This is a genomic window from Oligella sp. HMSC09E12 (assembly GCF_001808505.1).
Lineage (GTDB): Bacteria > Pseudomonadota > Gammaproteobacteria > Burkholderiales > Burkholderiaceae_B > Oligella > Oligella urethralis.
In genome coordinates, this window is record NZ_KV793562.1 from 28,248 (window position 1) to 44,214 (window position 15,967).

General features: G+C 45.5%; 9 protein-coding genes. 8 read left to right on the forward strand and 1 reads right to left on the reverse strand.

Going from position 1 to position 15,967, the window contains the following annotated elements; all coding sequences use genetic code 11:
* The first annotated feature begins 3 nt into the window (after window positions 1–3).
* The 8 genes from HMPREF3179_RS03975 to HMPREF3179_RS04010 all read left to right on the forward strand — a co-directional run bounded on the left by HMPREF3179_RS03975 (window position 4) and on the right by HMPREF3179_RS04010 (window position 7,785).
* Window positions 4–660, forward strand: coding sequence for a 3-oxoacid CoA-transferase subunit B (locus HMPREF3179_RS03975; protein ID WP_070469803.1), 657 nt, complete (start codon window positions 4–6; stop codon window positions 658–660).
* Between the two features lie 30 nt (window positions 661–690).
* Window positions 691–1,896: a 3-oxoadipyl-CoA thiolase gene (gene pcaF / locus HMPREF3179_RS03980; RefSeq protein ID WP_070469804.1), complete on the forward strand. Its 1,206-nt coding sequence runs from the start codon at window positions 691–693 to the stop codon at window positions 1,894–1,896.
* A gap of 10 nt (window positions 1,897–1,906) precedes the next feature.
* Window positions 1,907–2,713, forward strand: a complete 807-nt coding sequence (pcaD, locus tag HMPREF3179_RS03985) for a 3-oxoadipate enol-lactonase (protein ID WP_070469805.1) — start codon at window positions 1,907–1,909, stop codon at window positions 2,711–2,713.
* Window positions 2,714–2,744: 31 nt separating this feature from the next.
* Window positions 2,745–3,020 carry a muconolactone Delta-isomerase gene (gene catC, locus HMPREF3179_RS03990; protein WP_036560501.1) on the forward strand — a complete coding sequence of 92 codons (276 nt, stop codon included), beginning with the start codon at window positions 2,745–2,747 and terminating at the stop codon, window positions 3,018–3,020.
* Window positions 3,021–3,071: 51 nt separating this feature from the next.
* Complete coding sequence (locus HMPREF3179_RS03995; RefSeq protein WP_070469806.1) at window positions 3,072–4,250, forward strand: benzoate/H(+) symporter BenE family transporter; 1,179 nt, start codon at window positions 3,072–3,074, stop codon at window positions 4,248–4,250.
* Entirely contained in the window at window positions 4,240–5,499 is a 1,260-nt protein-coding gene (locus HMPREF3179_RS04000) for a GTPase (RefSeq protein ID WP_070469807.1), read from the forward strand. The genes HMPREF3179_RS03995 and HMPREF3179_RS04000 overlap by 11 nt, the downstream gene beginning before the upstream one ends.
* Before the next feature lie 23 nt (window positions 5,500–5,522).
* Window positions 5,523–7,028 (forward strand): dynamin family protein, encoded by a 1,506-nt coding sequence (locus HMPREF3179_RS04005; RefSeq protein ID WP_036560511.1) that lies wholly within the window; start codon window positions 5,523–5,525, stop codon window positions 7,026–7,028.
* A gap of 64 nt (window positions 7,029–7,092) precedes the next feature.
* Window positions 7,093–7,785 carry a 3-oxoacid CoA-transferase subunit A gene (locus HMPREF3179_RS04010; RefSeq protein ID WP_048767311.1) on the forward strand — a complete coding sequence of 231 codons (693 nt, stop codon included), beginning with the start codon at window positions 7,093–7,095 and terminating at the stop codon, window positions 7,783–7,785.
* Window positions 7,786–7,892: 107 nt separating this feature from the next.
* Here HMPREF3179_RS04010 and HMPREF3179_RS04015 read toward each other — a convergent pair whose 3' ends face one another.
* Window positions 7,893–15,614, reverse strand: coding sequence for an autotransporter outer membrane beta-barrel domain-containing protein (locus HMPREF3179_RS04015; protein ID WP_210398752.1), 7,722 nt, complete (start codon window positions 15,612–15,614; stop codon window positions 7,893–7,895).
* Window positions 15,615–15,967 lie beyond the last annotated feature (353 nt).

Below are 15,967 nucleotides of genomic sequence, written 5' to 3' on the forward strand. Positions count from 1 at the left end.
CACATGACATCCTCCTATCAAGCTCGTAGCCGCGACGAATTAGCGGCTCGTGTAGCTCAAGACATTCATAACGGTGCCTATGTAAACCTTGGTATCGGCATGCCGACGATGGTTGCCAACCACTTACCCACAGGCATTGAGGTCATTCTACACAGTGAAAACGGAATCTTAGGGATGGGTCCTGCCCCGGCAAAGGGAGAGGAAGATTATGACCTAATCAATGCGGGCAAACAGCCCGTGACACTTTTGCCCGGTGGCGCATTTTTTCATCATGCTGATAGTTTTGCCATGATGCGTGGCGGCCATTTAGATATTTGCGTACTTGGTGCCTTCCAGGTGTCCGCCAAGGGTGATTTAGCTAACTGGAGCACCGGTGAGGAAGGTGCCATCCCAGCCGTGGGTGGCGCCATGGACTTAGCTATTGGAGCCAAAGAAACGTGGGTCATGATGAGTTTATTAACCCGCGACGGCGAAAGTAAATTAGTCAATGAACTTAGCTACCCTGTGACCGGTATTGAATGTGTTAAACGCGTCTACACCGATTTGGCCACCTTCGCTTGCAGCCCAGAGGGCTTTGAAGTGATTGATATGGTGCCGGGACTTAGTCTCGAAGAGGTGAGCCGACTGACTGGCTTGTCTTTAAAAATGGCAACTGCCTAAGTGATTGACGCTGATATTGTAGGAAAAATTATGAGTGAATCAGTTTTTATTTGCGATGCTATTCGCACGCCCTTTGCGCGCTTTGGTGGCACCTTGTCTAGCGTGCGACCCGATGATCTGGCAGCTCAAGTCATTAAACACTTGATGGATCGAAATCCAAACATTGATAGTGCATTGATTGATGATGTAATTTTGGGTTGTGCTAACCAAGCGGGTGAAGATAACCGTAACGTAGCGCGTATGGCGTCCTTATTAGCCGGTTTATCGATTGAGGTACCTGGCTCAACCATTAACCGCCTTTGTGGTTCCGGTTTGGATGCCATTGGTAGCGCCGCACGGGCAATTAAATCCGGCGAGACTCAATTAATGATCACCGGTGGTGTCGAGAGCATGAGCCGTGCACCCTTCGTAGTGCCTAAAGCAGAACAGGCGTTCAGCCGTCATAACAGCATTGAAGACACCACCATCGGTTGGCGCTTTATTAATCCGCTGATGCGTCAGATGTATGGTGTTGACTCCATGCCCGAGACGGCAGAAAATGTGGCGGATGATTTTAATATCAGCCGCGAAGATCAAGATCGCTTTGCCTTAGCTAGTCAAGAAAAATACGCTGCCGCCCATCAAAACGGCTTTTTCAAACATGAGCTCGTTGCCATTCAAGTGCCACAGCGCCGCGCCGATCCCATCGTCTTTGATACCGATGAACATCCGCGCCAAACCTCATTAGAAGCGCTGGCTAAATTAAAAGCCATTGTCCGCCCCGACGGTACAGTGACTGCTGGTAATGCCAGCGGTGTTAACGATGGTGCTGCCGTTGCCTTACTGGCTAATCAGAGCATGGTGGAACGTTTTGCCTTAACTCCTAAAGCACGTGTCGTAGCCATGGCAACTGCCGGTGTTGCGCCGCGCATTATGGGTATTGGACCAGTGCCTGCGGTGCGCAAGGTCTTAGCCTTAGCTGGTCTTAGCATTGAGCAAATGGATGTGATCGAATTAAATGAGGCCTTTGCTGCTCAGGGTTTAGCGGTTATGCGTGAATTAGGTCTACAGGACGATGATCCACGTGTTAATCCTAATGGTGGCGCAATTGCCATTGGTCACCCACTCGGCGCTAGCGGTGCACGCCTTGTCGCCACCGCAATTAATCAACTACAGCAAACTCAAGGTCGCTATGCGCTATGCACAATGTGTATCGGCGTGGGTCAGGGAATTGCACTCATTTTTGAACGTGTATAAAGGTGGATCAATGACATCTAACATTTTTCAATTAGATACTGCTGCCGGTTCCTTCCGAGTGGCAATTGACGGCCCTGAAGATGCACCGGCGCTGGTATTAAGTAACTCATTAGGCACGACCCTAGAGATGTGGGCGCCGCAAGTAGCGGCTTTAGCCAACAGCTATCGACTGATTCGTTATGACACGCGCGGTCATGGTGGTAGCCCAATCACCAAAGGCCCTTACCGTTTTAAACAATTAGCGGCTGATGTGATTGCGATACTTGATGCCCTCCACATTGAACAGGCTGTTTTTTGCGGTGTATCCATGGGTGGACATACGGCCTTACAACTCGCTCTGGATGCGCCGGCGCGCTTAAAAGGCATTGTGGTCTGTAATAGTGCGGCTAAAATCGGCACCCAAGACGCATGGAAAGCGCGTGCGGATGCCTTGCGTCAGCAGGGTCAAGCGGCGATCCAGGAATTAGCTGAGAGCGCCCCGCAACGCTGGTTTACTCCTGATTTTATCCAGCAACAAGCGCAAACCGTAGAAACCATGCAAGCGCAATTTGCAGCCTTAGACGCTGAGGGCTATGCGGCGTGTTGCGATGCATTGGGGCAATCCGATTTACGCGCCGAATTAACAAAGATTCAACTGCCAACACTGATTGTCGCCGGTGAATTTGACCCAGTGACAACGGTACTTGATGCAGAGGCGATGAAAGCCGAAATCGCCAACGCCAACTTGGTGGTGCTACCTGCTTCCCATATCTCAAATGTGGAAGCTGCGGAAAAATTTAATCAGGCACTAAGTCATTTTATAGACTCAATTAAATAATTTAACCATAAACTAATTAAAGGTACGTATTATGCTATATCTAGTTCATATGATTGTTCGTATTCCGCGTGATTTACCTAAAGAAGAAGCACAGAAAATCATTGCTGAAGAAAAAGCCTACTCACAGGAGCTACAGCGCGCAGGTAAATGGGTACATTTATGGCGCATCACTGGTGAGTACGCTAACTACAGCGTATTTGATGTAGAAAGCAATGACGAGCTCCATGATATTTTGAGTAAACTACCGCTCTTCCCCTTTATGAAAATTAAGGTTACGCCTTTAGCTAAACATCCTTCCGCAATTTAATAGCTAAAGCCGCTCAAAACCTGAGCTTAACTTCATCTATAAAGGCTGTGTATGTTACGCGATTGGTCTCTTACCGCTTGGATGACTGGCTTTTTGGCTGTACTGATTTCCTACAGCGGCCCAATGGTCATCTTTATTCAAGCCGCCCACGTAGGTGGCATTTCGGATGAGATGTTAAGCTCATGGATCTGGGCTATTTCTATCGGTGCTGGTCTTAGCGGTATTATTCTTAGTGTGCTTTTAAAAGCACCGATCATTACTGCATGGTCAGCACCAGGCTCCGCCCTCTTATTACATTTATTCCCCGCCATCACCATGCCTGAGGTGGTGGGTGCCTATTTAACCGCAGCGATTATCACCACCATCATTGCCTTAAGTGGCTACTTTGAACGCATCGTCAAGTTCGTCCCCCAAGGCATTGCCGCAGCGATGATTGCAGGGATTCTATTTCAATTCGGCATCCAAGCCTTTCTCGCCGCCAGTGAATTACCCGGCGTGGTCATGGCGATGGTCGCAGTCTATCTATTTGCTCGCCGTTTTATTCCGACCTTTACAGTGGTTCTGGTAGCTATTACCGGTTTTGCTTGTGTCGTGTTTTTAGATCTTGCCTCACTGAGCAATGTCAAAATTGCGCTGGCGCAGCCGATATTTACTTTTCCCGAATTCAATCTGTCCGTGTTTTTCAGCTTTAGTATTCCACTGGTGGTGGTCAGTTTAACCGGGCAATTTTTACCAGGACTGGTGATTTTACGTTTAGATGGTTATCAACAGCCCTCGCGTGCGATTGTTGGTGGTACCAGTTTTATCTCTATTTTTACAGCGTTTTTTGGTGGTATTTCTATTGTTCTGGCTGCCATCACAGCGGCCATTTGTACCGGTAAAGAAAGTCATCCTGATCCTAAGAAACGCTATGTTGCCGGTATTGCTAATGGTGTTTTCTATGTAATCGGCGGCACCTTTGCCGGCACCATTGTTTTACTCTTTAACGCAATTCCCTCAGAAGTTGTCGCTACCTTAGCCGGTTTAGCATTAATCAGTGCCATCGTGGCCAATATTCGCTTACTGAGCGCTAATAGCGATTCTATCGAGCCTGCTGTCATTACGTTTTTAGTAACCGCCTCCAATATGAGTATCGCCGGATTAGGATCAGCGTTTTGGGGCATTATGATAGGGATGGCGGCCTATGGGATTTCAAATATTAAAAAACGGAAAACGAAAAATGACTCATAAGGACTTACAAACTAAACAAGCAGCCATTTTAAGCGTGCTACCACATCATGAGATTACGCTAAAACGTCTGGCAGTGCTTGCTGAGCCTAATGCGCTTCCCGTGATTACCGTGTTAGGTAAATACAATCATGGTAAAAGCCGTTTATTAAATGAGTTAATTGGTGACAATGTATTTGCTGTTGCCGATAAAAGAGAGACTGTAGCCTTACATCAAGTAGATCAGGATGCCGTGCGTTGGATAGACGCCCCCGGATTGGATGCGGATGTCAATGAAATAGACGATCAACACGCAGCTGAAGCACTGTGGCTAAAGTCCGATATCCGTTTATTTGTCCACGCTGCCAAAGAGGGTGAGTTAGACGCTGCTGAGCTCAATTTGAGTAAAGCACTACGACAAGATGAAGAGCAAACCCACAGACAAACGATTTATGTCTTGAGCCAAAGCGATCAATTAGAAAATGATGAAAGCTTAAACAACATTCTTCATACTTTGGCTTTACAACTAGGTGATAAAGCGATTTTCCCGGTTTCCTCCGTGAGATATCGTCGGGGTATTGAGAATAATCTCCCCATTTTTATAGAAAAAAGTGGTATTCCCGAATTACAACAGCAGCTTCAAGAGGCACTCACACGAGTTAAGGCCGCACGTGTTTTTGAGCAAACAAGCTCTTTCACTCAGTTAGCGCATGAGCTTAATGAAAAACAGCAAGCACAAACAAAGGCATTAGCTCAGTTACGCTGTGCCGCTAGCGAGACCGAGGAAAGTTTTATCAAGGATTTGAAAATAGCGTTGGAGCAAGGCGCTGAGTTATTGCATGACATTATGCAAGAGCCCGACGTCGATCATTCCTTGGACCCCGGTTCGATTGATGATGTGTTTAAAATGTCGGCTGGCAAATTAGATCGTTCACGTATCCAAATTGCCTACTCACGTGCTTGCTTATTAATCCGCAGCGTACTGACTAAATACGGCATGCAAAGCCTCAACGACGATCAAAAAGTCGGTGCAGCCAGTTTAAATACGGTGATGGTTGCCGTGATGGGTGTGTCGGTTAAGTACCGCGCTCAACTGCGTAAGCTCTTTGGTGAAGCGGCTGGCCGTGAGCGCTTATTAAATGATTTCAAACGCTATTTTGATAAATCCAATACTCGCTTAATGGCATTGGAAGCGATTGACGATGCTGCAACTGTGCTCAGGCAAATTGAAACAGCACAAACCATGCTTGCTGAATGGCAACAAGCCGTTTAATCATGCTTAGTGAAGGTAGAAAAATGAGTGTTAGACAAGAGCAGGACTTTATTCAGGGCTTAGAAGCGTTTAAATTCGGGGTACAGGACCTTAGCAAGCAACAGCAACAACTCACCACTCGCTTAAATGAATTGGAAAATTTTTTACTAGCCAGTGAGTTTAAGACTGTCGGGCTGCAGCCTCAACACCCCTTGTTCGTAGGCTTACAACACTACACTCAAAACGCTAAACAATATATCCCAGCATGGGAGGCAGCGAAGCAAGCACTCAAACCCGCCTTGGATTTAGCAGCGCAATTTAGCGACAAAATCATGTTTTTGGTCTTCGGTAAATTTAATGCCGGTAAAAGCTCGTTTTGTAATTTTATTGCCGAACGTTTTACGTTTCATCAAAAAGCGGTGCAGAGTTTTACCCTCGAAGATGGGGTACTTAGCTATCACGATAGGCCTTTTCAGGAGGGCAATACAGAAACGACGGCACACATTCAAGGCGTCATTCTAGATGAACGTTTAGTCCTGATAGATACACCGGGACTGCATTCCATCACCACTGAAAACGCCTTATTAACACAACGATTTTTAGAAAGCGCCGATGGCATTTTATGGTTAAGTAACTCTACCTCACCGGGTCAAGTGCAAGAACTACAAGAATTAGCACAAGAACTGCGTCGCCATAAGCCCTTATTGCCAGTGATCACTCGTAGTGATTTTCTGGATGAGCTTATCGTGGACAATGATATACAAAAAATACTATGCAACAAAAGCCCAGAAAATCGTGCTTTACAAGAAAACGATGTGTTGCAACGCGCTCAAGAAAAACTACGTGCATTAGACTTAGACCCACAGGTATTGCAAGCGCCCATCTCTATTTCTGTGTATAGTGCTCGCAGTCACGGCTTAACTGAACAGGCGCTGACTGAAGCCGGTTTTTATCGCTTATATCAAGCACTATTAGATTTATCAGCGCCGGTGGTTAATTATAAAGAGACTAAATCACTGCAGGTTTTTATCCATTTTCTTGAGGAAGTTGTGCTGCGGGATGTGAAGCAATTACAGACTTCACTATCTGAGCTTGAGCAGCAGCTTAGTAATGAGTTCAAGTCACTCGATCATGCCATTCATCGCATTAAGAACCATGTCTGGCAGCAGACGCTTGCCAACTTAGCGAACATGATGGATAAACACCTGAATACCGCAGAAAATGAGCGCACAGAGGCATTTTTTGCTGAATTTAATGCGCTGATAACTAGTTCGCTCAAGCAAGCCATCAGTCAAGAGCTTAGACACTATGAGCCAAGCTTAAGCACACCCTCCAGCGCCAGTGAGCTAGCATTGAAGCAGCAGCTTAGCCTAGCGCATTATGAATCATTTTATTTAGCCATTGAGCAAAGTCTAAAAGCGTTGCTTACTCAAGTCACTGAGGACTTAAAAGAGTCGATCAGTCCTTCACTTCACCGTATCGATGAGCAAATCAAGGCCTTTAATGAGGTCTTAGCACTAAAAAGCAATGCCTTATTAAACCTAGCTTAGCTCATTTAGCGTTTTATTATAAAATGGTGGCTACCTTTGTTTTTAAATCCTCTGGGGGCCCTAATTGCTTAATAAAATCGTCGATAGCATCGCCTTAGCCTTAAAGGATATTGCTGACGGTGCCACCATTTTAATCAGTGGCTTTGGCAGCGCTGGTTTTCCGGACGAATTAGTTGAAGGTTTAATAGCCCAAGGTGCTACCGACTTAACCGTGGTTTGTAATAACGCAGGTAATAGCGATCGCGGTTTAGCGGCCCTTTTAACAACGGGTCGGGTCCGCAAAATCATATGCAGTTACCCGCGCCAAGCAAACTCCCATATCTTTAATGACTTATACCGCCGTGGCCAGATCGAGTTAGAACTGGTGCCGCAAGGCACACTGGCGGAGCGTTTACGAGCTGCAGGCGCTGGTATTGGTGGTTTTTTCTGTCCCACTGGCTACGGTACTGAATTGGCCAAAGGCAAAGAAACTCGCCTTATTGATGGTCGTTGGTATGTTTATGAAACGCCGCTCTACGGCGATGTCGCGCTGATTAAGGCCGAATCTGGTGACCGCTGGGGTAATCTTAATTACCGCATGGCCGCTCGTAATTTCGCACCAGTCATGGCGACTGCTGCAAAGCAAACCATTGCCACTGTATTTGAAGTCAAGGCGCTCGGTGAGATGGATCCGGAAAGCATTATCACCCCCGGCATTTATGTCGATAAAGTCGTCCCAATTACACGGGTGAAGACGGCAGCCGACCCAGTGAGATAAATTGCTTTAACCATCGATAGCGAGATCTTGGCATCAAAACACAACAGCCCCTAATATGAATTATTAGGGGCTGCTTAGTGTTTAAGGCTTAAACATATAGCCTGCTATTACCAGAACTTAATTTTAGCTTCGAGACCAGCAACCCATTGCTTGGATCCGATTTTTGCTCCAGCAAAAGCACCCACACCCCAATGCTCCTTTTCAATTCGAGTCTTGGCTAATACATCAACACCAAATGCACCTTGAGTATCCTTACGGTAATCATAATAAGACCCAACGCTGTTGGCGACACGAGCACTACTCTTATTGATATGCTGAGCAAAATCATAAGCTACCGTCACATCCAGGTTATTAACCCAACGACCCTTGTCGAGTTCCACCTGATGCTCTAGTGCAGCCCCTATCTTTGGTTTTACGGTATAGTACATTCCGCCTTTGAATTTCACTGGCAACACTTCACCACTCTCGGTAAAGCCTTCGATATAGCGTGCGCCTACATCCATACCCACGCTAGGACTCACTAACACACTTGGACTTAAACGCTTATTCCAAGCATAAGAGATATCCGCAAAAGCACCAACGGTATTGTAATCTGCTTCGTTTTGATAGCCTTTATCGACTACATTGAATCGACGTTTCATTTCACGGTTTGAAAACTCACCGCCAGTGCGTAAGGAGAGCACTTCATCACGATTATCACCATAGGCTTTATCCCAATAATAGCCAGCTTGTAAAGCAATAGCGCGTTCTTTACTACCGCCGCTATCTTTGAGTTTGAACTCATCGGCAGCCACTCCAAAGAACATACCCTGAGCATCACCCAATTTGACAGTTTCTTTTTGGTGAACATACATAAAGCCTATAGAATTCTTGTCATAAGAGTAGAAACCTGCACGATCTGTCTTGTAGCGTTGACGTTCACCGAAAAACTTCATCTTGGCTGTATCTTTGGTATTAGTATCCCAATCACGAATCATTTTAAATTCGCGATCAAAGAGGTCCTTAGTACTCGCCACACGACGGTTGGTATTTGCATACTGATAAGCCACTAACTCATCAACAGCGTTTTGAAAGACGGCTTCTCCACCAACACCGATTTGGTTCAGCGAATTAAACATGTCTTTCTCTTTACTGCCTAACGCAGCTTTGCTATAGCGGTCCTCTAATCCCACCATAAACTGATAATTACGGTCATCAGCTGCAATTAACCGGGTATAAGGGATTTTCACCATCAACACGCTTTCAACGCCCCCACCGTCTTTTCGGAGTTTTTCAGGCACAGCAACCCAAGTCAAACTACCAGAAGTGATGTTGAGCTTTTCAATTGACTTACTATCCTGCACCATTTTATTAAACGGCTCAAGAATTGTTTCACCGATACGTAGCGCCTTAGCATTTGAGTGTACACTAGCCTCTGGTCCCATAACTAAATCGATATGGACCGGTTTCGCTGCTTGAATTAAATGAAGATTATTAATCGCTTGAGTAAAATACTTACCCGAAGTATCCACATACATACTGAGATCTGGATGGCGATGAGCAGCCGGTTTATTAATACCTGCTGCGTGTAAGCGCTCAGCTATCTCATCTTGGTTAATGAGCTCAACAGCACTAATATGATCATTAATTTCTGCTACTTTTTTGATGCGATCTGCCCACGCATCTGGTCGTACATTAATGTCTGTCGGAGCCAAATCGGCTAAACTCAAATTCAAAGCCTTTTGTAAGACCGCATCACTGCTACGATAGCTAGGCTGACCATCAGTCGTCAAACTACCTTTAGCTTTTGTGGCATTTTCCACGATATCTAAAGAACCGTCCGCTCCAGCGGTGATTGTGACTTTACCATAGTTTTTGAAAGTAGAACCAAGCGTTGAGAAAACACCAATCGCATCCTTAGCGTCGATAGTAATCGTACCAGTCGCCGCATTAACCCCGCTAGCACCATCAGTAATCAACATACCCACGGCATGATTCGCCGTTGAATGGAGGTGAATAGTGCCCTCGTTAATAGCTTCAGCGCCAGCCCCTTTAGCCACCATACCGATACTATAGGGATGATGTAAATCAATGGTGCCAGTATTGACAATTCTACCCTTGTAACCGCTTGTGCCGCCCGCAACCATACCAGCACTGATGCGAAGCTCGGGGCTATCCCAACCACCCGCTCCGACATAGCTACGACCGACCTTAATGGTACCAGCGTTTGTGGCAATGCCCTGACCGTCTTTGTAAACAGAGGCAATACCGATATTCTCCCAACTATTGCCCATATCAATCAAACCATTATTGGTAAAATTACCAGCGACATGATAAGCAATATTCTTACCTAAGCTATTTACTCCTCGATCCGCCTGGGCTTTGGTGGACACTGTAGCTGAGCTAGTCACTGTGCCTTTTGTATCAGCGCTATGTAGGAAGATATTATTGTTGTCAAGATTAACCACGGAATCTACCCCGACATTAACCGTGTTGTCGCTGCCGTTCAAACTAAAGGCAACGGCATGAGCCCCCATCGTCACTGAACTTGGTTGGACACTAATGCGCTGTTTTGAGCCTTGATGCAATAACGCAATGGTCGGACGCTTCGCATCAGAGGTCGCCAAGTTAAACGCACCTTGGAGCTTCACATCCCCTTGTGAAACCGCTGCGATACCACCAGCAGCAACGGTAGAGCTAGAAGCCGCTGTACTCTCAACATCATGAACCACGAGACCCATGGCTTCACGTCCCACCTGCATGACACCATCCAAGGTCACATGATGATAATTCCTATCAGCCAAAATCCCAATAGTTGGCAGCGCTTTGTCTGAGGTATCTGCCACGCTAATTTGACCACGCTGAATAAAGTGATGTTTCTGTGTCACTTGACTCTCATCATCACCACTCAAATATGCACCCACGCCACCTGCTGCTTGTACATTTAGGGCGCCCTGATTGAGCCAGTTTGAATTAGTGCTTGCTACTTTAGTAAGGTCCCCCACTAAACCAATGGCATTTGCATGAGCCACATGGATATTAGCTTGATTATCCAACTGGCTAAGGTTCTGACCATAAATCGCAATGGCTCCCTCTTCGCTTAGCTGAATATCATCACTGGGGGCATTCGTCAGAGAGCCGGTATTTTGTACCCAAAGCAAGGTTGAGTCTTTACCCTTGACTAGAATATTAGCTGTGTTATGTGCCGTTTTAACATCCTGCAGTCGTAGACCCATGCCGTTTTTAGTGACATCGACGCTGAGCTCACCACCATTTTGTACATTATTCACAGCAGTTGCCGTAATCGCAGCGCCAGCACTGTCAGCTGTACCAGTTAAATGGATAGCGCCGTTATTGTTAAGAGTTTCACCTTGATGATGAGCGATCCCAACGAGTCGTTGCCCTTGAAGTACTAACTCGGCAGAATTCGTCACCGTCTTCACATCATTGAGACTTAAAGCAATGGCTTGTGCCTTACCGGTCGCCGTGATTTTTGCCGTGTTATCCAAAGTTAAACCACGATCAGCAAACACGCCTACCGCCAAATCACCTTGAACATTAAAGACCCCACTATTGATCGTGCGACCGAACTGCTGAGTCTGCATGGCCACAGCTTGTGCTGCATTGCTGACAGTGATTTCACCATGGTTAGTAATCTCCGCCACACCTTCCGTAACAATCGCATTGGCTTGACTACTGTTGGTCGCCTTGGAACTTAAGTTCATAGCACCACGGTTAATTAACTTATCCGTAGCAGAAGCAGGATCACCTATTGCATAAATGCCAGTAAGCTTCTCACCACTAAGCGTAATATTGGCGAGTTGCTCAATCTCACTTACCTGTTCAGCGAAAATCGCCATACCGCCCTGCTCACCATCAGTCGAAATATGACCATCAACTTGATTGCTTAGACTATCGGCATGACGAATATGCATCGCAACGGCATTTTTACCGTTTAAATGAATCGCTGCGTTATTAGTTACGGCTTTACTACCCGTACTTTGAATACCGTGGCTATCTTTACCAACTGTGATTTTCCCTGTGTTAGTCAAGCTATCTAGATTATCTGCGAAAATACCCGTGGCTTTATTTGTCACACTTAGAGTAGCTGCGGACGCAAGTGTTTTACCGTCTGCCTTATCCGTATAAATCGCAGCGCCACCGACACCACCACCATCCACATTAAGCACAAGGGAGCTATCAACTTGATATGGCGCAACAAAACCATCTAAATATAAAGCAACAGCATCTTCACCTTTCACATTAAGCTGAGCCGCACCCTCCATCTTGAGATGGGCTGTATTATCACCTCGAAGAATGACGCCAGCATTATGTTTACCATTGATAGTAACCTGCTCTTTCAACGTCAACTCAGTTTGATCTTGGAGGGAAGCAAACACGCCGTTTTGCACATTTTCGAGCGTGACGGCATCGCTTACTGTATGCTTAGCACCGTCCTTAGACAAGCTAAGTAACACAAAACTGTTGCTTGCTGGCTTACTTTGCTGAACAGCCTTGACAGATAAGTTGGCTTGATTACTTTGGTTTAAATCCACGCCGCGAATATCATAAATAATATTATTCGCACTTGCGTCACCTAAACGAATTACCGGTTTAATATCAAGCGTAGCATCCTTGAAATCACCATGTAACTGATAGGCCACCGAATTCTTAGCAAGGCTGATGGTAGAACCCTCATCCTTCAAATCGCCGCCTAAAGATCGGATTGCTATAGAATCATCAGCTAATACGATCTTGGCTTTGTCTTCCGCCACATAGTTAACGCCCTGACTCAGGTGTACCGCAACACTTTTATTCGTATTGCTAAAATCAATGCTGCCACGATTAAGTACTTTGGCGCTATTAGCTGCCGTACCATTGGGGTTAGGCTTAAGATTAGGTTGGTAATCTGTCCAAATACCGTAAACACCGCCTTTGTTATTGAGACTGGTAATCTTACCCGTATGCTCTACATCAATGGAGAGTGTACCTAAATTAAAATCATTGACTATTTCGCTAGCCGCATAAATGCCGCTGCTACCATTATCAATGACGATCTCGCCCTCATTGTTGATTTTGCTACCACCATAACCGACTATCGCAAAGGCATCCTTGCCTGTGATTTCAATTTTACCAGTGGCGCTATTGCGAATCGTCCCATAACCACCAACAATACCTATCGTTGATTTATTTTGCGTTGAATCACCACTTAAAGAAATCGTGCCATGATTCGTTAACACTAAATCATCAAGTCCTCCAACTTCATCTGTTTCTTTATAGTTAGCATCATCCAAGGCAATTAACCCAGCTCCGCTACCATGAATGGTTTTATCCTTCTCAATCGTTTGAGAAGAGGCGATGACCGTTGTTTTAAAATAGGGGTCATCGGAATTATCCAGATCCACATCTTGGTCAATTGAGAATTGACCACGATAAAGCGAAAATAATTGATAGTCAGCGTTCGCTTCTGGCGTGAATTTAATGTGATCACCATATTGAAAACTATTGCCACTAGCTTGCCCTTGAACCTTACTCAGCTTTAACGTTGCTGCGGGCTTATCTAGCACAAAAGCGACCGACTTATCTTTTAAGGAAACGTTCAGATCCTTGGTAGAACCAGCAAATAGTTTATTAAGTGCCTGACCGATATCCGCCGCCTGACCCTCTGACAGACTGGTTTCTTTTAAGTAAAATGCACTGGATTTAGCACCCACCTCAGCTGTAATATCATAATTATGAATATCAAACTTACCTAAGTTACCGTGCTGGAAAAATAAAAGGCTGTTATTCTCCGCCATAAGATGCACATCACCCGCTTTCGTAGGCTGAAAAGAAATCTTTGTATCGTCCGCATAAACACTGATGGCATTGTTAGTAGCCTTAATCGTACCGGCATTAATCGTGGTAGTTGACGGGTTCCCGCTGTCATCATTAGACGCATACAAAGCGATCCCTCCTGAACCGCTAACACTTAGCGTAGGCCTATCTGACGTAGCAGCAGCAGATCGCCCCATTTTAAAATCACCGCCCTGATTCAGGACACCAACCGGCGAAGAAGCGCCTGTTGATGGACCTTTCACAACCACACTTCCTCTGTCTAATAAACTACCTTTGGCCCCCTTTGTGATCATCATGCCGATAGACCTTCTGGCCTCATTAAACTCAATCTGACCACGATTAACAATTTCTGCTTGCTTATCCGCAAGCATCGCGATGTTTTTAACCACGGTTCTACCGGTACCACTTGTAATGCTACCCATATTTTCAGCAATTGCATGCTGCTCCTTTAGGTCGTTAAATACACCGCTTTCCTTGCCACTTGCAAGCATCCCAGCAGCATAATCACCACTAAGCACAATCTGAGCACCAGCAGCGTTAATCAATCCAGTTTGATACTTTTTGTTTTGCTGATATACCGAAGGTAGGGTGCCTTTATTGTCTGATTGCACTTGTTTTGCATACAGTGCCACGTTATAAGCCGGTTCCTGTTGAGCGGCTGACGGTTTTGCAATGGCAGAGACCTCGATTAGGCCTTCATTCGTAAAATTAGATGCGACATCAATGTATGCGCCCAAAGCGCCTTGGATATTATCCTGAAGCTTAATCACACCGGTCTTGGTGTTTTTCGCCGCATCATAATTAATCGAGACAAAACGGCCTGGCGATAGGGACGAGTCAACCGCAACGGCCATACCGACTGAGCCATCCGCACGATCCTCGCCGTCAGGATTACGGCGTAATATAATATCGCCTTGATTCTCAAAGCCGACATACTTTGGACTTGCATTGTGGCTAGTTCCCATCACTAAGGACCACTTCATGCCAAAGGAGTCGGCACCGCTCAACAGGATTTTACCGCGTTCTGTTGAGGTATTCTCATTAAGCAAGAAGCCATATTTTGTGGGGTCAACAACAATTTTGTACGGTGTATAACCATACACACCAATACTATTAGCACCGCGGAAATCAATCGTTCCCTGATTACTAATGGTGGCTACCCTGTTATCATCCTCCTCAACACGCGAGATACCAATTTTATAACCTACATAACCGTCTTTAGAGCGTTGAATCCGATACTCGATAAACTTTTGGCCTTCTGCAAAAACCTTCCATTTATTATCTTTTGATGAACTAGATCCCGTCGTAGTTGCCACACTGGAGGGTAGACGAGGGCCCAGTAAAACAGATTTACCATCATTATCACCGGTACCCGTTATCAATTTTTCTTCAAGTTCACCCTTGTCATTTCGCACCCACGCTTTGTTTTGCAAATAGCCCTCTGCGTCAACCGGCATATTCTTAATAAAGTCTCGCGTGTTTTCATCACTATCCGTGATAGTGCCTACGTTTTTTGTTATTTTAGTGTTATCACTCAAATCCTGTTGAGTGATACCAAATGTTAAGGGACCGGCCAACTGGATGGTATGCCCTTTTGGAAAAGTGACGCTAACATTCTGATCTCCCTCAAAAGCACGACTACCACCCACTAAAAAATATTGACGATTACGAGCCTTACCCTCAAGCGACATATTTTCAACTTCAACGGCTGAATCTGGCATCATTGCACGGTTAAAGTCTACGATGCCTTTATTCGAAGTAGAATATTTGCTGGGATTATTAGGGTTAAACGAATCCAACCGCACAATTTTACTCCGATTGGCATTCGACTCGTAGCTCGCTGGTTCTGAGCGTGATTGGCTGATGTAATTACCTTTAAAGACTAAAGCTTCAAATTCATAACCACTACTGACCCAAGTGCTGTGAAATCGATGATAATTCTCATCAGTATAGGGTTTTCTGACCGCACCATTTTCATCCACTGCAACTATGTCCTGCCCATAGCCGCTCACAGTAAAACTGCTCGTGCAAAAATTACAGTCTGCAAATGTTTGGAAAGATAAAATTTTAGGTGAGGCGATAGTCGGTGCCGAAACCTGAGGAGCAAGCGGCGTAAATAGACTCTTAGTCACTAATGGTTTATCAGGCTCGGGCAGTTCTAAACCTGGCTTAATTTGAGCAGCATCCGTTAGCTCTGTAGTCAGTGCTGCAGGTGGGGTGATAGGCTTTAAAACACCTAAATCTACACCATTGTTCGTTCTGGTATTACTGTTGATATCAATTGTTTTACTAATAACGCTTGGGATATCAACGCGTGATTCTATCGTACTATCATGCGGCCAATTGGGCTGGGGGGGGGGGGGGG

Excerpts from the sequence above, each read along its gene's own strand:
- HMPREF3179_RS03995 (WP_070469806.1), top strand. The coding sequence starts at position 3,072 with ATGTTACGCGATTGGTCTCTTACCGCTTGGATGACTGGCTTTTTGGCT.
- pcaD (WP_070469805.1), top strand. The coding sequence starts at position 1,907 with ATGACATCTAACATTTTTCAATTAGATACTGCTGCCGGTTCCTTCCGA.
- pcaF (WP_070469804.1), top strand. The coding sequence starts at position 691 with ATGAGTGAATCAGTTTTTATTTGCGATGCTATTCGCACGCCCTTTGCG.
- catC (WP_036560501.1), top strand. The coding sequence starts at position 2,745 with ATGCTATATCTAGTTCATATGATTGTTCGTATTCCGCGTGATTTACCT.
- HMPREF3179_RS04005 (WP_036560511.1), top strand. The coding sequence starts at position 5,523 with ATGAGTGTTAGACAAGAGCAGGACTTTATTCAGGGCTTAGAAGCGTTT.
- HMPREF3179_RS03975 (WP_070469803.1), top strand. The coding sequence starts at position 4 with ATGACATCCTCCTATCAAGCTCGTAGCCGCGACGAATTAGCGGCTCGT.
- HMPREF3179_RS04000 (WP_070469807.1), top strand. The coding sequence starts at position 4,240 with ATGACTCATAAGGACTTACAAACTAAACAAGCAGCCATTTTAAGCGTG.